At 68.1% G+C, this 21,666-nt stretch carries 22 protein-coding genes; 10 read left to right on the top strand and 12 right to left on the bottom strand.

Features of this window, described 5'->3' with window-relative positions; genetic code table 11:
* The first annotated feature begins 34 nt into the window (after positions 1-34).
* The 3 genes from ABKW26_RS12020 (at position 35) to ABKW26_RS12010 (ending at position 1,900) form a co-directional block, all read left to right on the top strand.
* Entirely contained in the window at positions 35-664 is a 630-nt protein-coding gene (locus ABKW26_RS12020; RefSeq protein ID WP_348593994.1) for an MFS transporter, read from the top strand.
* Positions 628-1,227 (top strand): MFS transporter, encoded by a 600-nt coding sequence (locus tag ABKW26_RS12015; protein ID WP_348593993.1) that lies wholly within the window; start codon positions 628-630, stop codon positions 1,225-1,227. Before ABKW26_RS12020 ends, ABKW26_RS12015 begins: the two co-directional genes overlap by 37 nt.
* Positions 1,228-1,405: 178 nt before the next feature.
* On the top strand, positions 1,406-1,900 hold the full coding sequence (locus tag ABKW26_RS12010; RefSeq protein WP_348593991.1) for an isoprenylcysteine carboxylmethyltransferase family protein: 495 nt from the start codon (positions 1,406-1,408) through the stop codon (positions 1,898-1,900).
* A gap of 37 nt (positions 1,901-1,937) precedes the next feature.
* On the opposite strand, the gene ABKW26_RS12005 is transcribed toward ABKW26_RS12010, so the two are convergent.
* The 7 genes from ABKW26_RS12005 to ABKW26_RS11975 form a co-directional block, all read right to left on the bottom strand.
* On the bottom strand, positions 1,938-2,816 hold the full coding sequence (locus tag ABKW26_RS12005) for an aminoglycoside phosphotransferase family protein (RefSeq protein ID WP_348593990.1): 879 nt from the start codon (positions 2,814-2,816) through the stop codon (positions 1,938-1,940).
* 72 nt (positions 2,817-2,888) lie between these two features.
* Positions 2,889-3,479 carry a putative immunity protein gene (locus ABKW26_RS12000; RefSeq protein WP_348593988.1) on the bottom strand — a complete coding sequence of 197 codons (591 nt, stop codon included), beginning with the start codon at positions 3,477-3,479 and terminating at the stop codon, positions 2,889-2,891.
* A gap of 198 nt (positions 3,480-3,677) precedes the next feature.
* Positions 3,678-3,986, bottom strand: coding sequence for a hypothetical protein (locus ABKW26_RS11995; RefSeq protein ID WP_348593987.1), 309 nt, complete (start codon positions 3,984-3,986; stop codon positions 3,678-3,680).
* A gap of 748 nt (positions 3,987-4,734) precedes the next feature.
* Complete coding sequence (locus ABKW26_RS11990; protein ID WP_348593985.1) at positions 4,735-5,787, bottom strand: restriction endonuclease; 1,053 nt, start codon at positions 5,785-5,787, stop codon at positions 4,735-4,737.
* 1,614 nt (positions 5,788-7,401) lie between these two features.
* Positions 7,402-8,022, bottom strand: coding sequence for a hypothetical protein (locus tag ABKW26_RS11985; protein WP_348593983.1), 621 nt, complete (start codon positions 8,020-8,022; stop codon positions 7,402-7,404).
* Positions 8,023-8,096: 74 nt separating this feature from the next.
* Positions 8,097-9,482 carry a M23 family metallopeptidase gene (locus ABKW26_RS11980; RefSeq protein WP_348593981.1) on the bottom strand — a complete coding sequence of 462 codons (1,386 nt, stop codon included), beginning with the start codon at positions 9,480-9,482 and terminating at the stop codon, positions 8,097-8,099.
* A 368-nt stretch (positions 9,483-9,850) separates the two neighbouring features.
* A complete protein-coding gene (locus tag ABKW26_RS11975; RefSeq protein ID WP_348593979.1) occupies positions 9,851-11,122 on the bottom strand; it encodes an Nramp family divalent metal transporter in 1,272 nt (423 codons plus the stop codon).
* Between the two features lie 372 nt (positions 11,123-11,494).
* Here ABKW26_RS11975 and ABKW26_RS11970 point away from each other — a divergent pair, with 372 nt between their 5' ends.
* Positions 11,495-12,478 carry a cytochrome c oxidase assembly protein gene (locus tag ABKW26_RS11970; protein ID WP_348593977.1) on the top strand — a complete coding sequence of 328 codons (984 nt, stop codon included), beginning with the start codon at positions 11,495-11,497 and terminating at the stop codon, positions 12,476-12,478.
* A gap of 166 nt (positions 12,479-12,644) precedes the next feature.
* Here ABKW26_RS11970 and ABKW26_RS11965 read toward each other — a convergent pair whose 3' ends face one another.
* Positions 12,645-14,714 carry a cytochrome c oxidase assembly protein gene (locus ABKW26_RS11965; RefSeq protein WP_348593975.1) on the bottom strand — a complete coding sequence of 690 codons (2,070 nt, stop codon included), beginning with the start codon at positions 14,712-14,714 and terminating at the stop codon, positions 12,645-12,647.
* Positions 14,715-14,753: 39 nt separating this feature from the next.
* Here ABKW26_RS11965 and ABKW26_RS11960 point away from each other — a divergent pair, with 39 nt between their 5' ends.
* From ABKW26_RS11960 to ABKW26_RS11940, 5 genes are all read left to right on the top strand, one after another.
* Entirely contained in the window at positions 14,754-15,212 is a 459-nt protein-coding gene (locus ABKW26_RS11960; RefSeq protein WP_348593973.1) for a hypothetical protein, read from the top strand.
* A 102-nt stretch (positions 15,213-15,314) separates the two neighbouring features.
* Entirely contained in the window at positions 15,315-15,881 is a 567-nt protein-coding gene (locus tag ABKW26_RS11955; protein ID WP_348593971.1) for a TlpA disulfide reductase family protein, read from the top strand.
* 130 nt (positions 15,882-16,011) lie between these two features.
* A complete protein-coding gene (gene ccsB / locus ABKW26_RS11950; protein WP_348593969.1) occupies positions 16,012-17,055 on the top strand; it encodes a c-type cytochrome biogenesis protein CcsB in 1,044 nt (347 codons plus the stop codon).
* 111 nt (positions 17,056-17,166) lie between these two features.
* Positions 17,167-17,814: a thioredoxin domain-containing protein gene (locus ABKW26_RS11945; protein ID WP_348593968.1), complete on the top strand. Its 648-nt coding sequence runs from the start codon at positions 17,167-17,169 to the stop codon at positions 17,812-17,814.
* Positions 17,811-18,542 carry a cytochrome c biogenesis protein CcdA gene (locus tag ABKW26_RS11940; protein WP_348593966.1) on the top strand — a complete coding sequence of 244 codons (732 nt, stop codon included), beginning with the start codon at positions 17,811-17,813 and terminating at the stop codon, positions 18,540-18,542. The genes ABKW26_RS11945 and ABKW26_RS11940 overlap by 4 nt, the downstream gene beginning before the upstream one ends.
* 67 nt (positions 18,543-18,609) lie before the next feature.
* On the opposite strand, the gene ABKW26_RS11935 is transcribed toward ABKW26_RS11940, so the two are convergent.
* The 4 genes from ABKW26_RS11935 to ABKW26_RS11920 are packed head-to-tail and all read right to left on the bottom strand — an operon-like array spanning position 18,610 to position 20,710.
* Positions 18,610-18,768, bottom strand: coding sequence for a hypothetical protein (locus ABKW26_RS11935; protein ID WP_348593964.1), 159 nt, complete (start codon positions 18,766-18,768; stop codon positions 18,610-18,612).
* A complete protein-coding gene (locus ABKW26_RS11930) occupies positions 18,761-19,678 on the bottom strand; it encodes a cation diffusion facilitator family transporter (protein WP_348593962.1) in 918 nt (305 codons plus the stop codon). Before ABKW26_RS11930 ends, ABKW26_RS11935 begins: the two co-directional genes overlap by 8 nt.
* Positions 19,675-20,316 (bottom strand): isoprenylcysteine carboxylmethyltransferase family protein, encoded by a 642-nt coding sequence (locus ABKW26_RS11925; protein ID WP_348593960.1) that lies wholly within the window; start codon positions 20,314-20,316, stop codon positions 19,675-19,677. The genes ABKW26_RS11930 and ABKW26_RS11925 overlap by 4 nt, the downstream gene beginning before the upstream one ends.
* Positions 20,306-20,710, bottom strand: a complete 405-nt coding sequence (locus ABKW26_RS11920; RefSeq protein ID WP_348593957.1) for a metalloregulator ArsR/SmtB family transcription factor — start codon at positions 20,708-20,710, stop codon at positions 20,306-20,308. Before ABKW26_RS11920 ends, ABKW26_RS11925 begins: the two co-directional genes overlap by 11 nt.
* 216 nt (positions 20,711-20,926) lie before the next feature.
* Between ABKW26_RS11920 and ABKW26_RS11915 the strand changes: the two genes are divergently transcribed.
* Positions 20,927-21,433, top strand: a complete 507-nt coding sequence (locus ABKW26_RS11915) for a flagellar basal body-associated FliL family protein (protein WP_348593955.1) — start codon at positions 20,927-20,929, stop codon at positions 21,431-21,433.
* The last annotated feature ends 233 nt before the right edge of the window (positions 21,434-21,666 follow it).

Below are 21,666 nucleotides of genomic sequence, written 5' to 3'. Positions count from 1 at the left end.
TGGTAGCAAAGTGCAACCGAATGAGGGGGAGGGCATGAAGGGTGGAACGAGGATGCTGCTCGCGGTCGTCTGCGGGGTCGCGGTGGCGAGCGTGTACGCCGGCCAGCCGGTCCTTGGGTCGATGGGTCGTGATCTGGGAGTCCCGGCTGAGGCGGTGGGCTGGTTCGTGGGGGTCGGCCAGCTCGGGTACCTCCTGGGCCTGGTTCTCCTGGTGCCCTTGGGGGACATGCTCGACCGCAGGCGGCTGGTCGCCCTCCACCTCGTCCTCCTCGCGGCGGGTCTGCTGGTCGTCGCCACCGCGACCGCAGCATGGGTCGCCTTCAGCGGCCTCGCAGTGGTGGGCATGTTCGCCGTGGTGGTGCAGACGACCGTCGCATACACGACCGCGCTCTCGGCCCCGTCCGAGCGCGGCCGCACCGTGGGGATCGTGACCTCGGGTGTCGTGATCGGGATCCTCGGTGGACGGATCCTCGCCGGGTTCCTCGCGGACCTGTGGGGATGGCGCGCCATCTACGTCGTCCTGGCTCTCCTCGCCACAGCCCTCTCGCTCGTGGTGCGAGTCCGGCTCCCCGCCGATGTCCGCCCGGGGCGGCCAGGTACGGGGACCTGCTCCGCGCGTTGTCCGGGATGTTCGTCCATCCCATCCTTCTCGGCCGCGGGCTGATCGCGTTCTTCGTGTTCGCGTCCTTCGGTGCGGTGTGGAGCGGCATCGCTCTGGCCTTGGCCGGTTCGCCGTGGCACCTCAGCGAGACACAGATCGGACTGTTCGGCTTCGCAGGGCTCGCCGGCGCCCTCGGCGCCGGCCGTGCTGGTCGGTGGGCCGACGCCGGGCACACGAACCGGGTCACCGGCATCGCGCTCGTGATCCTGCTCGCCTCGTGGGTCGCGATCGGGCAGCTCACGTCGTCGCTCGTCTGGTTGGTGCTCGGAGTGGTCCTGCTCGACTTCGCCGTGCAAGCCGTCCATGTCAGCAACCAGCACATCCTCACCACCGTCTACGCCCACCGCACCAGTACCGCGATCGGCGCCTACATGGTCTTCTACTCGCTCGGATCCGCCATCGGCGCGGCGGCCACCACTGCCCTGTACGACGCCGCCGGCTGGACGGGCTCGGCTCTCCTCGGCGCTGCCGTCTCAGCCGGCGCGCTGGTGACCTTCGCGCTCAGCCTGCGAAGAGCACGCCGGACCGCTCGCCTCGATCGGCGCCGCGAGGCCGCACTCTCATGACCCTGCCGGGCCCGATGTCATCAGGTGGAGAGAACCCGGCTCCGGGTGGCTGGATCTGCCGGCGTGCCATGTGATGGTGGTATGACCGATCAGTCGAGCTCACACGACCAGCGTCGCACCATGCACGGCCGGAAGCCGCCCGCCCGGAGCGTCCCAGCCGACCGGGAACGGTGACGACGTGAGTCGGTCCCGTCGGCACCGGAACCTCGTGGCCTGGACCCTCGTGCTGACCCAGGGCGTCCTCCTGGTCGCGCTCGCGGTGTGGCCCGTCCCGCAGCGTGCGACGTCGTGGTTGCCGGTCAACCTCGCTGGAGTCGGGTTGAGCGCGCTGGGTCTGGGCGTCGTGGTCGTCGGATCGACCCAGCTGGGGTCAAGCCTGACAGCGTCGCCCGTGCCCAAGGACGTCGGCGTGCTGCGCGACTCAGGGTTGTACGCGGTGACGCGGCACCCGCTCTACTCCGGGCTGCTCCTGTTCGCGGTGGGACGGGTGCTGAGCCACCCGTCGTTCGCCGCCGCAGGTCTGGCGCTCGGTCTCCTGCTCCTGCTGTGGGCGAAGGCGTCCTGGGAGGAGAGGATGCTGCGACAGAAGTTCCCGCAGTATGCGGCGTACGCGTTGCGCGTCCCGCGGTTCGTGCCTCGACCGTCACTGTGGCGGGCTTCGCGGAGTCCGTGACCTTGGAGGGCCTGCCCCTCACGTGAGAGGTGGCGCCTCAGCAGAGCTGGATGTCTACCTCGGCTGCGATCGTCTCGACCATCGCGATGAGGCGCTCGGTTCGGGAGGGCATGGTGTGCCGGTACGTGGTGATGGTGAGCAGGCCCGGCCCGACGAAGGCCCACGCCCGGGCGCGGGTCCAGGTGTCGTCGTCGGCTGCGGACGCGACCCGGAGTGTCTCGCGTGCTGGGGCGTCGAAGATGCTCCACGCGTAGAGCAGGTCCACGGACCGGTCGCCGACGCCGATGCCGCCGAAGTCGATCACCCCGCCCAGCCAGCCGTCGGGATGAACGAGGAGGTTCTCTTCGGACAGGTCGGTGTGCACCCAGCAGGCGGCTCCGGTGGCCGGGGGGACGTCGCGCAGGCGTCGCCATGCCTCACGAACACTGGTGGGGCTGAACATGTCCGCCAGTTCTGCAGCCGCGTGATCGGCCCACCGGTCGATCGTGTCGGTGACCGGCTCACCGCAGCGATAGCCCCAGTGATCGGGCCCCTCTGGGGCGTCGACGGTCTCGACGGCGTGGAGACTCTGGACGAAGGTGCCTAGTGACTCGGCCAGGAGAGTCTGCTGCGACCCGTCCAGTGCGAGCGGATGGTCGCCCGGCACCCAGGACACGACCGCCCACGGCCGCGGAAAGGCTTCGCTGGGCCGGCCGACGGCGACGACCTCGGGGACTGCGACCGGCAGACGGGGTGCAAGGTGGGGTAGCCAGCGCACTTCGTTCACCAGGTCCGCGACGTAGTCGTCCGACCGGGGTAGACGCATGGCCAGGGTGTCTCCGATGCGGAACACCCAGTTGCTGCTCCCGGACGCACCGCTCGCTCGCACGGGCATGTCGGCCAGATGCGGAGCTTGCTCGCGGAGCAGCCGGGTCACGACCTGAGGATCTGGGCCGACGTTCGCCGGCACACGGGAGAGTGGGTTCACTCTCACATGATCGTCGACCGGTCATGTTCGCGGAGCGTGGTTTCTGCGCGCGGTGCCCGTCCGCAGATCGGCGTGCCCGTGCCTGATTGCTGTATCGAGTGCGCTCATCAGCTGTGAGAGGCGAGACCTGCCCTGCGGTGCGGCTGGATATCGACGAAGCACATCGGGTACTGGGGAGGTGGCTCGTTCTGCCAGGATGCTCACGCTGTCGCTACCTGTGGTGCCGTCGTCGCCGGCTCTCAGCTCGGCCACTCGTGCGGCACAGGCCGCCGCGCGGAGTATGTGGCCGACCTGCGTTGCCTGTGCGATGGGGTGAAGGTAGGCGGAGGCCGCGGCGTCACCGCAGGCCAGTGCGGCGAGTTGCGCAGTCTCTGCGGACACGCTCTGTGCTGCTCGGTGTGCTGCGAAGGCGGCTTTTCGTTGGAGGTTCGTCCGGGTAGCTCCCTCGGCAAAGGCGCGAGCGGCGTTGAGCGCTTCGCGCGGTCGCGAGTCCTCCGGGGCCTCGGCCTCGAAATCGGGAAGCAAGCTCTCCGCGCAGTCGGTGGCGAAGCGAACTACCGCTCGCAGCTCGTCCATCGTGAGATCGAAGTCGCCACCGTTCGCTGAGGTCATGCCGCTACTCTGCCAGCGTTGTGAGGCTCAATACGGGAGTCGGTGGGCGGACGCAGCTCGATCATGGGAAGAGCCTTCTGCGTGGCCGAGATGGAAGCTGCTGCGCCCCGCTGCGCCCGTATTGGGAGCGAGTCGAGGCCGCATAGCCGTCGCTACCTGGCGGGTGGTCTGTCCGGGAGGAGTGGTTGCGTGCTCTTGTCAGCGCAGTGGCGCAGCGTTCCCTTCACGCTCTGGGATGCGGCGGCGTCGAAGCGCGCGCAGGCAATCGAGCCCGGTTTGGGCAAGGCAGACGAACGCGAACGCCTGTATCGCCTGCGCGGCCGGGTCGCTCATGTTCACTCTCTTCAGAGTGACGATCATCGCGATGGCCAGCAGCCAGAAGGGCGCCAGGGCCATCCATCGGCGCCAGTCCTTCAGGCCAAAGCGTCGGCCGACGAAGCCCGCGTAGGCAAAGCCCAGCGCGACGCTCACGATCGTGACGAGCAGAAACACGATCAGCTCCTTCATGAGGGAACCCAGTCCGCGTCACGCTACACCGTATGGAGTGGGGCGAAGGCCCGCTTTCGCAACCCCACCAGCTACACCGCCCGCAGCCACCTCGAGACCGGCGAACACACCCAAACTGCACCCTCGACTGCGCTGAACCACACTTCTGAGCCCACTCCGCATCGGAGGAGCGCAAGGGCAACGGCGAGGTGAAGGACCTGGGGGCTGCTCAGCGGTGAATGGAGTGAACCAGTGACCTCTTCCGTGTCAGCGAGGGGAAAGGGTCTGAAGGTGTCTAGGTGTGCCCATACCTGCAGGTCACGGGATTGGTATGCACTCCTGGTCAATGCTGGACAGCCCTGGATTCATCGCGGTAGGGGTACGCGTAGGGGTACGGACGAGGTGGGATCCGACGGTGGTCTCGGTGGTGCTCCACGTCGTTGAGCATGGCGATCGACGTCGCCCTAGCCGGCTTCCACACCGATCACGTCGAGGGCCGGCTCGACGCCGTCCGCCACCTCGCACGCCACCTCGCACGCCACCTGGCGCGCCTCGAGCCCCTGGCCCTGGGCGCCGCCGCCGGCCGCATTGGGCGACGGGCTCGACCCGGCCATTGTGCAGCGCGAGCCCATCACCGCTCACTTCGAGCGCTGACTCCTCAGACGCGGGTGAAGGCGGCGTCGCAGACGTCGAGGCTGTCTTCGGCGGCAGGGTCAATATTCCCCGAACGAGGTGAGCAGAACCAGCATGATCGCGGGCCGCTCGCAGCTCAATAGTGAAAGTCGACGGTGCCGGTGGAGACATCTAGTCCGTAGAGAGCGACCCCGGCGGCCTTCGCGTACTGAACGGCCTGCGTGGTGTAGCCGCCGGTAGAGAAGAAGGCCAAATTCGCGCCATGGAGGTTCGCGCCAACGAGACGTTGGATCTCCTCGCGCCCAGTGGGCTTAGCGCGGTGCTTGACCTGAGCGACGAGGCCGCGCGCTTCGACGTCGAATCCGCCGTCTGCGCCTACTGGGGTGCGCCGAGCGTCGGGGTAGCCGTTTTCGCGCAGCCACTCGGCTGCGAGCTCCTCGGCGAGCTCCCACGCGGGAGCGCCGGAGTCGTACTCTCCGGAGGGCTCGTCATCGGACTCGTAGCGAGGAGTGATGTGGATGTGATGCTCGGCGATGAGCGCCTGGATGTCGCTGGTTGCGTTCAGAGCGCGTGCAGCGTTGCCGTCTTCGCCGTCCGCCCATATCGCTGCGCAGGCCCGGTTGAAGTCTGCGTCCAGGAGGCTCGCCGTTCTCTGGAGCACTTGACGCAGTTTCTGGTAGTGGCCATCGTCGACGCCTTGCCCGTTTCGGAGGCAGTGGAGGGCGTAGTCACGCAAGCCGCTGGCAGCCGATGCGACATTCCCGGTGCGCTGGTCGAGTTGCGCATGGAAGGCGGCAGTGAAGTCACTTGCATGCCCTGCGCTGGCCCGTAACGCGTCCGAGGTCAGGCGCGCTCGGACCACCACAGCGGAGGCCAGGCGTCGTTCGAGGTAGTTCAACACACTGATCAACGCCGCCGGTGTCATGAGCATGACGGCCGAGCGCTCGGCAAGCTCGTCACGTTGGGCCTTCCAGGGCCCGTAGACGAGCGGATCAGGTTGGAAGAAGACCCACCCGGGCGGAGCCGGACCCCACTCCACTGGAGCGACCCAACCATCCGGTGGTTCGAACCCCTCCGGCGCCGGCGGCCACGTCGGAGGCGCCGTCCAAACGGTGGGGATAGTGGTAGTTCCTAGCGTTTCGTCGAGCTCAACCTCAAGGTAGAAGGCCTTCACGACGAACTGGTCCATTCCATCTACATCGAAGTCTGGGCCGGCGGTCCACCAGGTGTGTCCTGCGGGCAGCGGAAGGGTGGCGGGGGGCTGCCACGACCTCGTCGGCAACCACCCGTCAGGAACGCTCGGCCAACCGTACGGCGGGACCCAGTCTGGAGTCATCGGAGAGAACGCGGCAAGCGGAAGCGCATCCTGGCTCATCTACTGATTGTGCGGCATCTCGCCGACACTGTGTGTCTGGGCAGGCCCGCCACATGCTCTTTCATCCACGGCAGGACAGCAGCAGATCCGAAACTCCCTCCGACTCCCACCCGGCAGGTACATGGGCTGTCCTGAACCTCTGGCGCGGCGAGCCGCCGCTGGGCATACGGCGTCGCATGATCGAAGGCCATCAGCCGTCCACGATGAAGTGTGAACGCACCCGCCCACGGCAGGCACGGAGTGTCCCGGCGCGGCGCGTCGGGATCGGCAGTCGAGCGTCTCGCTGCGGCGACGCGGCGGGACCGGGGCGGCGTTGCGGATCGTCTGTGCCCCGTAGCCGGCGGAGTGCGCGGCGGAGTTGATCACGGTCGCAGCGCACGAGAGCAGCCGGTCACATTGAGGGCCACGGATCGGCCGTCCCGGGCTCGCGCAGCTCGGTGCGCACGTCCTGGCGCGAAAGCCACGTCATCCGGGTAAGAGGGCTGCGGGCGCTCGGGTTCCAGCGCGCCAGCACCCGATCGTGCGCGGTGCGCACCACGACGCCGGGCGCCACCTAGCACCGGGACCTAATGAGAGCCGGGCCAACGGCGCACGTGTCGCTCCGCCGGTGCCGCCAGCGCGTTGCGAGGAGCAACGAAGAGGTGATCGTTCATTCGAACGAGTGTACGAGTGGCGCAGGAGTCAGGAGCCGTCCGGTGACCCGACGCGATCGGCGCCCTGGGCGCACTGGCGCAGGCGGGGGACGGGCGACCATCCTTGCCGTGTCCTATGATAGGACTTAGACTAGACGCGTCAGGTCAGGGATAGCCCCAGTGTGGACGTGCAGCCTAGACTGCACGCTCGCGCATCTATGCTGCATGGGTGCCACTTTGCCTGATGATGACCGTTTGATGGGGCGGAATCGTCGGGTTGGTAGCACTCAAGTGGGGGCGTAGTTGTCGAGTGTTGGGTCCGTAGTGGTGCTCAGGTGTGTGCCACCTGTCGATGGAGTGTTTGATACTGGGGACCGTGTGGGCGAGTACGGGTCGCGGAGGTGGTGAGTCGGCGCGACGGGGCGTCCGTCTCGCTCGAGCCTTCGCTTTCTCGTCAAAACGGAGCGATGCGGGGGTGTGCCTGAGAGAGGTGCAGGACCGGATACCGGCGTTCCTCGGGGCGGCGTTTGTGCGCTTCACCCCAACAAAGATCAGCGACGCGAAGGCCATGGTGTGCGTGATCGATGCGAGTTCATAGGCGTGGTCAGACCCGGGGCTTGAGCTGCTCATCTCGAACGGCAGGCGCGAGCAGCGGCGGGCGCAGGAACTCTCACGCTCGTCTACCCCGAGCCCCACGCCAGGTCCTGACTGCTATTGGCAGTTCGTTTCCTACGATGGAACAGGGCCGCCACCGTGAAGGTGGCGACCCCGTCTCAGGTCTGATGCTGAGTGCGCATCACTGGGTCAAGGTGCCGACCTCAGGACCCGTGAGCGTCTCGAAGGGCGCCATCTCGGGCTTCGCCGCAGCAAATGTCGAATCTCCAGCATCGACGTACATGCCCGCGGAACCGCCGAGAATCGCGTACGCGCCGTCCAGGTCATCGGTAGCGAAGAGCAGGTAGTTCTGCTTGGCCTCAAGCATGACCTCGTCCGCTTGCACATAGGTCACTCCGTTGATGGCCCCACCGATCTGGTTGATCGTGATCTCCTCCCCGGGCTGGACATCGCCCTTGTGGACGACGTCGACCCGGAAGGTCACGACCGTCACAGGGACCCCCGAGGCCTCCGCAATGGCCTTCTCCTTCTCCTCCTCCGAGAGCCCCAGGAGTGGGTTCTCCTCGGGGGTATCGCCTTCGAACTGAGGCGCGATCATGCGGCTCTCGAAGGACATTGGCGTGCCCTCGACAACAAGCGTCGCGTCCTCAACGAGCGAGCGCTCGTCGTAGGCGATGTAGTCCCCCGTCATCGCGACCGTCGAACCGGTCTCCGGATCACCGATCTGATCCGCCGAGCATCCCGCGAGGACGAACACGATAGAACCAGCCACAACCAGAGTCAATATGGACATCTTGGTCATAACAGTCGCGCCCCCAGGCGGAGCGGACCAGCGCGGACGACTTCGAGGTGCTCCGGGCGCAGCATCGGGGCTGTTCAGAGCATCGTCATCGAGTTGATGGTGCCACCGTTGACGTATACCTCGAAGTGGAGGTGGCACGCGGTGCCGATGCCGGTGTTCCCGGAGTATCCGATGACCTGGCCCTTGGAGACGTTCTGCCCGGTTGAGACGGCGAAGTTCGTGAGGTGGTTGTAGCTCGTCATGAGGTTGGAGCCGTTGACGGTGCCGTGGTTGACGAGCACCTGGTTGCCGAAGCCGGGACGCGTCTTGGCCCACTGCACCGATCCGGCGGCGGCTGCGTAGATCGGCGTGCCGCAGTAGGCGCGGAAGTCGGTCCCGGCGTGGAGGCGGTTGTACTTGAGCACCGGGTGGAAGCGGTAGCCGTAGCTGGACGTGACGTAGGGGACCGCGGTCGGGTAGGAGAGGAACTTCCCGCCGCCGCCGCCCGTGGCGGGTGCGGCGGGCGGTTGCACGATGGCCGGCGCGGGGGCGGCCTTTCCCGGGTTGGCAGCAGCTGCGGCCGCAGCAGCTTTCGCCGCCTCCTGTCGCTGGCGTTCCTGCTCGGCTGCCAGCGCGGCGCGCTCGGCCTCCTGGAGTCCGATGATGTTCTGGATGTCGGTGGTCAGCAGGGCGCTCTCGGCCGCGAGGGCGTCGGCCCGCGCCTGCTCGGTGGCCTTGCGGTCCTCGATGGTGAGCTTCTTGGCGGCCTGCTCGGTGATGAGCCGCTCGACCTCGACCTTCGCTGCGGTCGCGGCGACGGCTGCGGCGTCGGCCTCGACGACCTTCGCGTCGGCTTGGGTCTTGAGGTCGGTGATCGCGAGCTTGACGGCTGCGAGGCGGACCTCGCTGTTCTTCGTCACGGCCTCGGTCTGGCGGAGGTCGTCGAGCGACGAGCTCTGCGTGCGCATGGCGGTGGTGGCCATGTTGTACTCGCTGACGAACTCGTCGGTGCTCTGCGCGCCGACGATGAACTCGAGCCCGGACAGGCCCATGTCTCCGCGGGCCGCCTGGCGCGCCATCTCGGCGACGCCGTTGCGCGCGTCGGTCGCAGCGGTGGCGTTCGTCTCGATCTCCGCGGTGAGCGTCACCTCCTCGTCCTGAGCGTCGACGAGTCGGACGGCGAGGTCCTCGGCCTCGCGCTGAGCAGTCTCGAGGACCGCGTTCGCCTGGAGCAGGGTGGCCTCCGCGACGGGAAGCTGAGCCTCGATCGTCTGGAGGTCGATGTACGCCTGCGCGAGCTCCGCGTCCGTCTCGGCGAGGTCCGCAGCCGTCTGGTCGAGCGCACCCTGCGTGGCGGCCTGGGCGCTCTCCGCGGCAGCGAGGCGGTCGTCGAGATCGTCGGCCACCGCAGGCAGGACGGTCAAGGCTCCGAAGAGGCCGAGCGCGAGCACCGCGGCGACTGCGGAGCGAGATCGAGTCATGTCACACCTTCGTGTAGCGGCTCAGGGTGACGATCGAGGAGATCGCCGCCAGCAGGAAGGCGACGCCGATGAGGGCCGGCGTGATGACCCACACGTCCCCGGTGGACACGTACGGGATCCACTGGACGACTGGCTCAGCCAGTCCTCAATGAGGAACCGCACGCCGCCCCACGGGCCGGCGACTCCCATGAGTGCCCCCACCGTAGCTGCGATGGCTCCTCCAGTATGAAGGAGAGCTGGATGAAAAAACGTGGACGCGCCGACGACGCGCATGATGGTGTTTCACGCTTGCGGCTCAGTGCGGAGCGGTGCTTGGGCCGGTGGCAGGGCACCTGCTCGAGGAGCTTTCTCCTCCGGTCTTTCCCTTCTCAGCCGGCTCCGCGCGCGGCGAGGACGATGAGGGTGACGTTGAGGGCCACGATGACGAGGGCGACGGTCCAGGCGGTGAGGGTCATCGCCAGCTTGTTCTGGTGCTCTCCCATGACGGTGGGGTCGCTGGTGATGCGGACCAGGGGGATGAGGGCGAAGGGGATCCCGAAGCTGAGGACCACCTGGCTCAGGACGAGGAGCCAGGTTGCGGAGACTCCGGTGCTGAGCAGGAGCAGGGCCGGGATGAGTGTGACGAGGCGTCTGGCCAGGAGCGGGATGCGGACGTTGAGCAGTCCTTGCATGATCTCCGCGCCGGCGTAGGAGCCCACCGACGTCGACGCGAGTCCGGAGGCGAGCAGGGCGATCGCGAACGCCATGCCGACGAACGGTCCTAGCGTGCTCTCGATGGCGGCGTGTGCGCCTTCGAGGGAGTCCACGCCGGCGACGCCGGGGAGGGTGGAGGCGGCGAGCAGGAGCATCGCGACGTTGACGGTCCCGGCGAGCAGGAGCGCCAGTGCGACGTCCCACCGGGACGCGATGAGCAACCGGCGCAGGCCCGCAGGGGTGTGGGTGCGTCCGTGGCGGTCGCGCGCGAGGGCGGAGTGCAGGTAGATGGCGTGCGGCATGACCGTCGCGCCGAGCATCGATGCGGCGATCAGGACGGAGGAGGGGCCGTCGAAGCGCGGCACCAGGCCGGCCAGGGCGGCGGATCCGGACGGTGGCGCGACGAAGAGTCCGGCGCAGAAACCCACGGCCAGGATCGCCAGCATGGAGGTGATGACGACCTCGAACGGGCGTTGTCCGCGGCGCTGCTGGATCGACAAGATGATCATCGAGACTGCGCCGGTGATCGCCCCGCCGACCAGGAGCGGCAGTCCGAACAGGAGGTTCAGGGCGATCGCCCCGCCGATGATCTCGGCGAGGTCCGTCGCGGCAGCGACCAGCTCGGCCTGGCCCCAGAAGGCGAGACGGCTGCGACGGCCGAGCCGCGCTCCGATCACTTCGGGCAGGGACTGTCCGGTCACCAGGCCCAGCTTGGCCGAGAGGTACTGGACCACCACGGCCATCGCGTTCGCCGCGACCAGCACCCACACGAGGAGGTATCCGAACTGTGCCCCGGCGGAGATGTTCGCGGCGACGTTCCCGGGATCGACGTAGGCGATCGCGGCCACGAAAGCGGGTCCGAGCATCCGCAGCGCCGGCCCGCGCAACCGCGTCGAGGTCGGGCCCGTGGCGGTGACCGGCTTCCGCGCCGTGACCGGTTCTGCCATCGTCCAGCCTCCGAAGTTCGGGTGTGCGAACTTATTGTGGACGCATGACCGAACTTGCACAAGGCAGGTCTGACTTGGGCAGCGCGAGAGGCTGACGATGCAGCCCGGACGCTCTGCCCACACTGGTGGTGGCGAGCGGCTGGACCCAGGTCGCAAGGGGCCAGAGCTTCGAGCGTGTGTCATCCCGCGGGGTGCCGAGTGGACAGAGTGCGATCGGTAGCCCCGCCGAAATTGTTGGTCGAGATCAACGTCGTCGCCGTCCATGTCGGCGCACCCCGGGCCGTGACCGGACCGGAGTGGCTCTCTCTGCAGACCCTAGGATTGAGCGAGGCGCGACGCCTGCTGACTCACATGCGGGAAGGGGGACCACACATGTACATCGGTGCGCTCACAGCGTATGGCGAGATCAGCGGTCCCGTATGGGTGCCATCGGCTCCCCCCTCGTTGGAGACCTACCTGGCTCTGACCCTGCAACCGATACCGCTGCTGCCTGCGATCGCGGTCTTGATGGGGCTCCTCTACCTGGTTGGTGCGATCAAGCTGTGGGCGACGGGCCGCCGTTGGTCTCCACTCGCTACCGCGTCCTTCTTGTCCGGCTGCGTGATCATCGCGGTGGTCATGGGTGCAGGGATGGAGGGGTACGGCCTTCGCATGCTCTCGGTCTTCATGTTCCAGCAGCTGACCTTGATGCTCGCGGTCCCACCGCTGCTCGTTCTGGGCAGGCCGGGAACCTTGTTGCTCAGGGCGCTCCCGCACAACCGGCTGGGCTGGACAGTGATGAAAGGGGCCCGTTGGGGTCTGAAGTCGAGGCTCGGACGCGTGCTGATCCACCCGGTGCTGATGATCCCGCTGTTCTTGGCGTGCTTCTACGGGCTCTATCTCGGTGGCGCCGCCGACACACTGCTGCGCACCTGGACCGGTCACGTCAGTCTCGAGATCCTCTTCCTGGTCGCAGGCATCCTGTTCACGGTCCCGCTGCTGTCAACCGATCCGCTACCAGCCCGGCAAAGTCACATGGGCCAGGCGATCGACGTCGCCGTGGAGATGCCGCTGCACGCGTTCTTCGGCGTCGTTCTGATGATGGCGCCCGCCCCCCTCTTGCCCCTGTTCGCGTCCCCACCGACGTCCTGGGGGCTGGACCCTCTCAAGGACCAAGGCACCGCCGGGGGCCTTGCATGGTCCTATGGCGAGATGCCCACGCTGATCATCTTGCTGATCATCTTGTCTCGATGGTTCCGCAGAGATACCCGCGACGCGGCAGCCGCCGACCGCGAGATCGACCGGTACGGGAACCCCGACCTCGATGCATACAACGCATACCTGGCGCGTCTCAACAGCCAGCAGGAGAGCCGCTGATCGTCGCTCCCAGCCGCGCAACGAGCGGCTGGGACATGTCCGTGTGGGCGCACGGGATCCCACTCTCCTACCGCGACGGGCGGCCCCACCCCGCCGGCGGTGGCGACGAGTTTGAACGGATGGAGGAGCGCACGCCGCAGCATGCGCAGCCACCAGGGCCTGCGACTCAGTTCACCGTCCGGTCCCTGTCGGAGAGTTTCTTGAGCATGTCGTTGTAGTCGTCCATCTCGATGTCGCCGTCGCGGTCGACCTTGCGGTCGCGGCGGGTGGCGAGACGGGTGTCGTCCCGCGCCCACGAGACGGCGACGATGACGGCGAGGCTGATGGTCGGGAGCTCGCCGACGCCCCACGCGATGCCGCCGCCCTTCTGCTGGTCCTCGAGGGCGGGCAGTCCCCACTCGCGGCCCATGAGGCCGAACCACTCGGGGACGAGGAGGATCTCGCCGGACATGAGGGTCACGCCGAAGAAGGCGTGGAACGCCATGGTCGCGAGCAGGAGCAGCAGCCGCTGCGCGTGCGGGGGGCGCGACGGGCCGGGGTCGATGCCGATGAGGGCGTTGGTGAAGAAGTACCCGGCGAGGACGAAGTGCACGGTCATGAGGATGTGACCGATGTGGGTGGAAAGGGCGTAATCGAACGCGGGCGTGTAGTAGAAGACGACCATCGACCCGGCGAAGTTCATCGCCGCGACGATCGGGTGGGCGAAGAAGCGCCCGTAGCGCGAGTGGATGATGACGAGGAGCCACTCGCGCGGCCCGCGCGTCCCGTCCTTGCGGATGGCCAGGCCACGGAGGGCGAGGGTCATCGGCGCCCCGGAGACGAGGAAGATCGGGACGACCATCGCGAGGATCATGTGCTGGAGCATGTGCGCGCTGAAGAGGATCGAGCCGTAGACCGCCGGTCCGCCGTTGGTCACCCAGAAGAGCAGGACGGTGCCGACCACCCAGGACGCGGTGCGCAGGGGCGACCATGCGTCGCCGCGCCGGTGCAGCCGCCACACCCAGCGGAGGTAGACGACGAGGGCCGCGACGCACGCGAAGCCGAGGAGGACGTCCCAGCGCCACTCGGTGAACCATCGGGCGAGGGTCAGCTCGGGAGGGAGCGCCCGGCCGGTGATGATGAACGCGGGGGTCGGGTCCGGCGGCGGGGCGTTGTCGTCGGGCGGCTGCGTGCCTCCCAGGGCGACCGCGACGCCGGAGACCGCGCCCATGACGAGGAGCTCTGCTCCGGCGAGGCGCCAGAAGAGCGCGGTCAGGCTCACGCCTGTGCGCAGGGCCGCGCTGCCCGGCACGGTGGCCGTTCCGAGCTTTCCGACGACCCAGGTGCGGTGGGCCCAACCGAAGCCCCCGAGGACCACGAACAGCGCTGCCTTGGTCAGCAGGAGCACGCCGTACTTGGTCGAGAGACCCTCGACCCCTCCGAGCCGCACCAGGGCGTTGACGACCCCGGAGAGAGCGACCACGACGAAGCACCACGACGCGATGGGTGAGTACCGCGCGACGACGACGGCGAGGCCCTCGTCCGTCAGCGCGCGCCGCGCCCGCAGGGCCGCCACGACCAGCAGGGCACCTATCCACACGGCTGCCCCGACGAGGTGCATGAAGAGGGAGGAGACAGCGAGCTCGTGGCTCGTCGAGCCGGCGGCGTGTCCCATGAAGGACTGCAGCACGAGCGGCACCAGGGCCAGGATGCCCGCCCAGAGCGCGCCGCTCGCCGTCCGAGCGAGCATCGCCGACAGACACACGAGCGACGCGACCACCGTCATGGCCAGATAGGCACGACCAGCCGGGATCTGCACGAGGTACACCCCGAGCTGCTCACCGAAACTGGGATCGTCGAGCGGCACGCCGACAGCGTTGGAGGCGGAGAAGACCATGCGGCCGAGCGCAGCGACCGTCCACGCTCCTGCCCCGACGGCCGCCGTGCTGAGCGTCCGGTCGAGGGCAACCCCGGGCGGCACGACGAACGCGGCAAGGACGAGCCCGCCCAGCGCCACGGCGACCGCGAGCTCACCGAGCACGGTCGTCACGGGCAGGCCCCAGCGCACGACGACGCCCGGGTCGAGCAACAGCTGCGTGGCGAAGGCGCCCGAGAACACGCCGCCGGTGACGAGGGCGACCAGAGCGAGGACGACCACCCCGACGAGCACACCCACCCAGGAGCGTGGCGCGTCGAGAACTGTGCGAGCAGACTCTCCAGAGGCCGTCGCAGCCCCGTCTTGCTGGCCTGTCTTCACCCCTCCAGGGTACGTGGAGGGGTGCCCTATGGTGTGTCGATGACCTCCCGCCTCCGGTTCTTGTCAGTCGCTGCGCCCAGGTCGGCCGCGCTGATCGTGATGCTTGGTCTGGTCGTCTTCCTCGGCTGTGTCACCGTCCCGCAGGCTCGCGCCGCCGACGTGATTGCCGAGACTCGCCCCAGCCAGGAGGCGGCGCTCGTTGACGTCCCGTGGACCAGTCCGGCAGCCATCACCCCCGCGGCGAGGTGGCAGGTCAGGACATTTGCACTGCCAGTGGCTGATGCGCGGACGGTCACTGTGGCAGCGCCGAGCCTGGCCGACGAATCAGGCGAGCCGGGCGGATACGGGCCGGTGATGGTGGTGGCCGTCATCCTCCTCGTGCTCGGTTCGGTCGGCCGCGTCGTCGGCATGTGGATGCACCACCGACACCGGCAGGGTAAGCAAAAAGCGACACCAGATGAAGATGCTGACAGCGAGGCACCGCCGCCTTCTCAGTGATCTCCCAGTCCTCTGGGAGAGAGTTGGACGGTGCTTCATGCCCTGACTGCCCCACGCCCTCGTGACCACGACGACCGTTGGTCTTCTGGAGTCTTTCGCGTCATGGTCGCCCTGGTCGCGGCCCTCACACTGACGGGCTGCAGCTCGGGCTCTGACGACGCGAGCTCCGGCGACGTCGTCGGCCAAGGGTACGAGTCCGGCGATGGCAGCATCCGCATCTGGTCTCCGGCTGATCGCAGCGAACCGATCCGCCTCTCGGGCACCGACTTCTCCGGGAATCCCGTGGACACGGGTGCCTTCGAGGGCGATGTCGTCATCCTCAACACCTGGTACGCCGCGTGCCCACCCTGCCGGGCCGAAGCACCCGACCTCCTCGCGGTCGCCACCGACCGCGCCGATGAGGGCGTGCACCTCATCGGGATCAACGGCACGGACGAGGCCGGCGCGGCTCTGGCGTTCGAGCGCGAACACGACGTGACCTGGCCGTCGATCGCCGACACCGACGGTTCCGCGATCGCGACCCTCCAGAGCGTCGTCCCCGTCCAGGCTGTTCCCACCACGGTCGTGCTCGACCAGCAGGGCCGCGTCGCCGCCCGCGTGCTCGGCCAGGTCGACGCCTCCACCCTCAACGGACTGGTCGACGACGTCCTCGACGACGCCGGGGAGTGACGGGGTGTCTGACGCCGGGTGGCCTACGTGGTCACAGCCCGCGCCCTCGACCTGCCCGCTGACTTCGCCCGGCCAGACGGATGTCCCACACGACATGACGGACACACACAAGCTTGAGAGAGGTTGATCGATGGATCCCGGTGGCATTACAGGAGCACTCCCCTGGGGAGAGATCAGCGACATCCTCGCGTGGGGAGCAGCAACGGCCTATACCGTCGCGATGATCGCTTTCGCGATCGACCTGTCCAAGCTCTCCGACGCGGCCGGGCAGCGCAAGGCCAGTCAGCTCGTCGGAGCCGGCAGCCCGGACGTGGCCTCGGCGAGGACCTCGGGAGTCACGATTCCCGCATCATCGGGGCGGCGCAGCTCGAAGACGCTGGGCATCGCGATGTCGACGATGTGGCTCGGCTTCGCCATGCACCTCGTCTCCGTGGTCGCACGAGGCATCGCTGCCGGTCGTGCACCGTGGGCGAACATGTACGAGTTCTGCCTCGCCGGGACGCTCGTGGCCGCCGGGGCGTTCCTCCTGCTGCAGATACGCCGGGACGTGCGGTTCCTCGGCGTGATCGTGTCCTTCCTCGTCGTGACCTTCCTCATGGTCGGGCTCAACGCCTTCCACGTCGTCGCGGACAGCGTCCAGCCCGTGCTCCAGCACTACTGGCTCGTGATCCACGTCGGCGTCGCCGTCCTGTCCACCGGGATCTTCACGGTCGCCTTCGCCATCAGCGTCCTGCAGCTTCTGCGCGACTCCCGCGACCAGGGATCGACGTTCCTGCGCGGTGAAGGCACCATCGTGCGGGGACGCAACGTCGCCGCATGGAAGATCTTCAACTGGCGCTTCCTCGACGCGATCCCCAACCCGACATCGCTCGAGGCCCTGAGCTTCCGCATGAATGCCGTGGGCTTCGTCCTGTGGACCTTCACCCTCATCGGCGGCGCCATCTGGGCGAACGATGCCTGGGGGCGCGCGTGGGGTTGGGACCCCAAGGAGGTCTGGACGTTCGTCGTCTGGGTCGTCTACGCCGCGTACCTGCACGCACGCACCACGCGCGGTTGGTCCGGCCGGCGCGCCGCGTACTTCGTCCTGGTGGGCTACGCCTGCGTCTTGTTCAACTTCACCGGCGTGAACATCCTCTTCAGCGGAAAGCACTCCTACGCCGACGTGCCGGACTAGCCACCGAACGAGTCACGGCGGCCGACTCAGGGATGTCTCAGGTGGGCTTGAGATGCTGACCCGGTCCCTCTGCCCACAGGTGCGTGACCTGTGCCCTGACCAAGGATCTCGATGACTACTCGCCGCTCCCGCATCCTCCTCCTGACTGTCCTCGTGGCGTTGATCGCGGCACTGGTTGCTCGGGCGTGGTTCTCCGAACCCGCCGGGAACCCGAGTGAGGTCTCGGGGGAGTCCCTGGTGCGCGAAGACAGCCACGTGCTCTCGCAGGCCCCGGCGGAGAAGGCGGTGCTGGTGGAGTTCTTGGACTTTGAGTGCGAGTCGTGCCGCGCGTTCTACCCCACGGTGGAGGAGCTGCGCGCGGAGTTTGCCTCGGAGCTGACGGTCGTCCTGCGGTACTTCCCGATCCCGTCGCACGCCAACGCGCAGAACGCGGCCCTGGCGGTCGAGGCCGCCAGCCGGCAGGGCCAGCTCGAGGCGATGTACAAGATGATGTACGCGACGCAGGGCGAGTGGGGCGAGGCGCAGGAGTCCAAGGCGCAGGTGTTCCGCGGCTTCGCCGACGAGCTGGGCCTGGATCTAGCCCAGTACGACCAGGACGTCGCCGACCCCGCGACGCTCGAGCGCGTGACGCGGGACTTCGACGACGGGCTCGCACTGGGAGTGTCGGGAACACCCACCTTCTTCCTGGACGGTGAGAAGGTCACCGCGAACTCCCCCGAGGAGCTGCGCGCCGAGGTGGAGGCGGCACTCGACCAGTGAGCGTCGCCGAGCTGGTCTTCTCAGGCCAGCTGCTCGTCGCCGTTCCGCTGGCCGTCCTGGCCGGCCTGGTGTCTTTCGCCTCCCCGTGCGTGCTCCCGTTGGTGCCCGGCTACCTCGCCTACGTCAGTGGCCTGAGCGACGGCGAGACGACCAGGCGACGGCTGCTGATCGGTGTCGGCCTGTTCGTCGCCGGCTTCACGGCGGTCTTCGTCGCCTACGGCGCCCTGTTCGGAGCGCTGGGCGGATGGTTGGTGCGCCACCAGGACCTGCTCATCCGCATCCTGGGGCTCCTGGTCATCGTGATGGGGCTGGTCTTCATGGGGCGCCTGGGGATGTTGCAGCGTGCGATCAAGCCCTCCTGGCGCCCGGCCACCGGGCTCGCCGGGGCGCCCCTGCTGGGCATCGTCTTCGGGCTGGGATGGACGCCGTGCTTCGGGCCCACGCTCGGGGCGATCTCGGCGCTGAGCATCGAGTCGGCCGCGGCATCGCGAGGAGCTCTCCTGGGCCTGGCCTACTGCGTGGGACTGGGGCTGCCGTTCCTGGCGATCGCGTGGGGATTCGGGTGGGCCACCCGGGCGATGGACTTCCTTCGACGGAACCTGCGGACCATCAACATCGTGGGCGGGGGCGTCCTGGTGCTCATCGGGATCGCCATGGCCACGGGCCTGTGGGGGGCGCTCATCCGCCAGCTGCAGGGCGTCATCAGCGGATACGTCACCCCGATCTAGCAGCCCCACCCCAGGCTCGCCGAGAGTCAGGTGGCACTGTGGGCCGGGCGAGCGGGGAGTCGAGGCCTCAGCCGATGAGGGCCGCGGAGGAGGCGGCGCGACTGGCGGCGATGGCCTCGGCGACGATCCACCGCACCCGGCGTTGGAGGAGCGAACGGCGCGGAGCAGAGAGCGGGGCGGGGTGCAGGGAGACGGTGAGCATCGTGATCCTTGGGGTGTCAGTCATGGTGGACGAGCTCGTGGCTGCGATGCTCGGCAGGCTCGAGCTGGAACGTGCAGTGACCGATCGTGAAGTCGGTCTCCAGGCACTCGGAGAGCGCATCCAGCAGTGCCCCGGAGCGGCCCTGGGCGATGCACGCGTCGTCGACCACGACATGCGCGGAGAGCGCGGGCACGCCGCTGGTGATGGTCCAGGCGTGCAGGTCATGGACGTCGACGACGCCGGGCATCTCGCGGATGTGCTCGCGGACGGTGTCGAGGTCTACTCCGCGCGGGGTGGCCTCGAGCAGGACGTCGAGTACCGAGCGCAGCAGCGACCAGGCGCGCGGCAGGATGAACAGCCCGATGGCGATGGATGCCAGGACGTCGGCACGCTGGTAGCCGGTGGTGATGATGATGATGCCGGCGACGATGACGGCGACCGAGCCGACGAGGTCACCGAGGACCTCGAGGTAGGCGCCGCGGATGTTCAGGCTCTCCTTCTCGCCCTGGCGCAGCACGAGGAGGCTGGCGAGGTTGGCCAGCGCGCCGACGACGGCGGTGATGAGCATGAGTGTGGTGCCGACCTCGGGCGGGTCGTTCCACCGCTGCACGGCCTCGACGATCACCCAGATGGCCAGCCCACCGAGCAGGAGGGCGTTGGCCAGGGCCGCGAGGATCTCGGCGCGCTGGAGGCCGAACGTACGGGACTTGTCCGGTGGGCGGGCGGCCAGCGTTGTGGCGAGCAGCGCGATCGCTACCCCGGTGGCGTCGGTGAGCATGTGCCCTGCGTCGGCCAGCAGAGCCAACGACCCGGAGATGAGGCCACCGGCGACCTGGATGCCGACGACGCCGAGCGTGATGGCCAGCACGATCACCAGGCGGCGGCGGTGGCGGCCCGTCGCGGTGCCGTGGGAGTGGGTGTGCCCGCCGCTCATGCGGAGGTCCTCGAGATGAGGGGCGCGGGCAGGGTGCCTACGCCCGGGAGGAAGCGCCCGACCCGGCTCGCATAGTCCGCGTAGTGGGCCCCGTGCGTGGCCAGCAGGTGCGGCTCTTCGGTGACGCGGACCTGGATCTCGATCCCCAGGACGAGGAACACCAGACCGGCAAGGGTCATCGGCGAGGGTACGGCGAGCACCAGGCCACCGACGGCGACGATCATGGCGGTGAAGATCGGGTTGCGCAGCCAGGCGAACGGCCCGTCTGTGACGAGCTCGGTCTCCTCGCCCGGACGGACCCCGATGCGCCAGGAGGTGCCCATCCCGGATTGCGACACCAAGACGCCGAGGAAGCCGGCGACCGCCACCACCACACCGGTCCAGGTTCCCGCCAGGGGAGCGGGCGCCGCATCGATGGCCTCGGTCGCGGCCAGGCCGAGCCCTGCGCCGGTCAGGACTAGGGCGAGAACGAAGGACACCCCGCCCCACCACGCGGGCGCACCGATCGCACTGGAGAACCCGACGAGACCTGTGCTCCCGGTGCGTCGACGATGGAGCCAGCTCCGCACCCCGAAAGTCACCACGAGGCCCACCACGTAGAGGAGGAGGGCGGCTGTGGCCGTCGTGTCAGCGGTCATGGTGCTCAGCCTCCGCCGTCGTTGCCTCGATGCCGGAGGTGGGGCACAGCGTGACCGCGTCGCCGGTGAGGCTCAACAGCCGCTCGGCAGCGGCGAGCAGGTCCACCATCGCCTCGGGATGGGTCAGGCGGAACATCGAGGACCGCCCCTGCGGGCGGGACTCGACCAACCCGCAGTCCCGCAGGCACGCCAGGTGCTTCGAGACCGTCGACTGAGCCAGCCCCAGGTGCTGGGTGAGGTCGACGACCCGGTGCTCGCCCAGCGCCAGGTGCTGAAGGATCGTCAGCCGGGAGGGATCGCTGAACCCATGGAACAGGCAGGCCGCAGGCAAGAGCGGGGTGGCCTCCGTCGAGGAGGGCTTTCCGGGAACGACTAAGGGTCGTGTCATCGTCATACGGGGATGTTAGCGCAATCTACTGTGGCGCGTACAGGATGGTCGGCGGAAGGTCATGAGGCCAGGGAGCGGGGTCGTGAAGGTCCTGACTCGGCAGCCAACCAGCCTGAGTGAACACACCGCCACATCGCGGCACACCGCTCAGAAACTGGGCTCCTCTGCCGATAGAACGAGCGGTGCCGACACGCGGTAGCCGACCGAGTGATGGGGATGTTGATGCCAATCGAACAGCGTGTGATGGTGAACAAGCCAAAGATCGGCGCGGGATCCACCACATCGACCGGCAGAGAGCCGGACCCGGTCGCCAATCCCAAGAGTAAGAAGAAGATCCTTCTAGTGGCCGCACTAGTGCTGGCCATGACGGCCTTCGCCGGATACTGGTTTCTTCTGGGCGGACCCGGCACGCAGGAAGCCAACGCAGCAGAGGCCGAGCACCTCGAGCTCGGAGAGGTCGTGACGATCGAGCCCATCAACCTGAACCTCGCCGACGGCCGCTACCTGCGCCTGGGGATTGCCCTGCAGCTGGCGCTAGAGGTCGAGGAGGAGCCGGACACCGCACGCGCCCTGGACCTGGCGATCTCCCAGTTCTCCGGCCGATCGCTGGCTGAGCTCGCCAGCGTCGAGGGCCGCGACGCCCTCAAGGCCGAACTGCTGGAGAAGATAAAGCAGGCCTACGACGGTGAGGTCCTGGACCTGTACTACACCGACTTCGTCACTCAATAGTCCCCACAGTGACCGGTCGCTGGCGCCGACGGGTGCTCTCTGCCACCGACCCGTAGGTGGGCAGCAATCTCCGGCACGATGCCTCGGGTAGCGAGAGCCACGCTCAGTCCAGAGTCGCAGGCCGCGGGACCCAGCTGACGATGAACGCCCCACCGTGAGACACCCGCAGCGGTCGGGTTCCTCACGGTGGGTGTTCATTCTTGGGTCACGAGTGTTCGTCACCGGGGGGGGGG

Origin of the sequence: Sanguibacter sp. 25GB23B1 (assembly GCF_040012415.1) — a bacterium.
Classification (GTDB): domain Bacteria; phylum Actinomycetota; class Actinomycetes; order Actinomycetales; family Cellulomonadaceae; genus Sanguibacter.
This window is presented reverse-complemented; position numbering and strand designations above follow the sequence as displayed.

Bases quoted from the DNA above. Each gene is read 5' to 3' on its own strand.
- ABKW26_RS11925 (WP_348593960.1), bottom strand. From the start codon at position 20,316: ATGACCGCTGACACGACGGCCACAGCCGCCCTCCTCCTCTACGTGGTG.
- ABKW26_RS11995 (WP_348593987.1), bottom strand. From the start codon at position 3,986: ATGAAGGAGCTGATCGTGTTTCTGCTCGTCACGATCGTGAGCGTCGCG.
- ccsB (WP_348593969.1), top strand. From the start codon at position 16,012: ATGGATCCCGGTGGCATTACAGGAGCACTCCCCTGGGGAGAGATCAGC.
- ABKW26_RS11980 (WP_348593981.1), bottom strand. From the start codon at position 9,482: ATGACTCGATCTCGCTCCGCAGTCGCCGCGGTGCTCGCGCTCGGCCTC.
- ABKW26_RS11955 (WP_348593971.1), top strand. From the start codon at position 15,315: ATGGTCGCCCTGGTCGCGGCCCTCACACTGACGGGCTGCAGCTCGGGC.
- ABKW26_RS11990 (WP_348593985.1), bottom strand. From the start codon at position 5,787: ATGGACCAGTTCGTCGTGAAGGCCTTCTACCTTGAGGTTGAGCTCGAC.
- ABKW26_RS11930 (WP_348593962.1), bottom strand. From the start codon at position 19,678: ATGAGCGGCGGGCACACCCACTCCCACGGCACCGCGACGGGCCGCCAC.
- ABKW26_RS11970 (WP_348593977.1), top strand. From the start codon at position 11,495: ATGTACATCGGTGCGCTCACAGCGTATGGCGAGATCAGCGGTCCCGTA.
- ABKW26_RS11985 (WP_348593983.1), bottom strand. From the start codon at position 8,022: ATGACCAAGATGTCCATATTGACTCTGGTTGTGGCTGGTTCTATCGTG.
- ABKW26_RS12015 (WP_348593993.1), top strand. From the start codon at position 628: ATGTTCGTCCATCCCATCCTTCTCGGCCGCGGGCTGATCGCGTTCTTC.
- ABKW26_RS11945 (WP_348593968.1), top strand. From the start codon at position 17,167: ATGACTACTCGCCGCTCCCGCATCCTCCTCCTGACTGTCCTCGTGGCG.
- ABKW26_RS11915 (WP_348593955.1), top strand. From the start codon at position 20,927: ATGCCAATCGAACAGCGTGTGATGGTGAACAAGCCAAAGATCGGCGCG.
- ABKW26_RS11975 (WP_348593979.1), bottom strand. From the start codon at position 11,122: ATGGCAGAACCGGTCACGGCGCGGAAGCCGGTCACCGCCACGGGCCCG.
- ABKW26_RS11935 (WP_348593964.1), bottom strand. From the start codon at position 18,768: ATGACTGACACCCCAAGGATCACGATGCTCACCGTCTCCCTGCACCCC.
- ABKW26_RS11920 (WP_348593957.1), bottom strand. From the start codon at position 20,710: ATGACGATGACACGACCCTTAGTCGTTCCCGGAAAGCCCTCCTCGACG.
- ABKW26_RS11960 (WP_348593973.1), top strand. From the start codon at position 14,754: ATGACCTCCCGCCTCCGGTTCTTGTCAGTCGCTGCGCCCAGGTCGGCC.
- ABKW26_RS12020 (WP_348593994.1), top strand. From the start codon at position 35: ATGAAGGGTGGAACGAGGATGCTGCTCGCGGTCGTCTGCGGGGTCGCG.
- ABKW26_RS12000 (WP_348593988.1), bottom strand. From the start codon at position 3,479: ATGACCTCAGCGAACGGTGGCGACTTCGATCTCACGATGGACGAGCTG.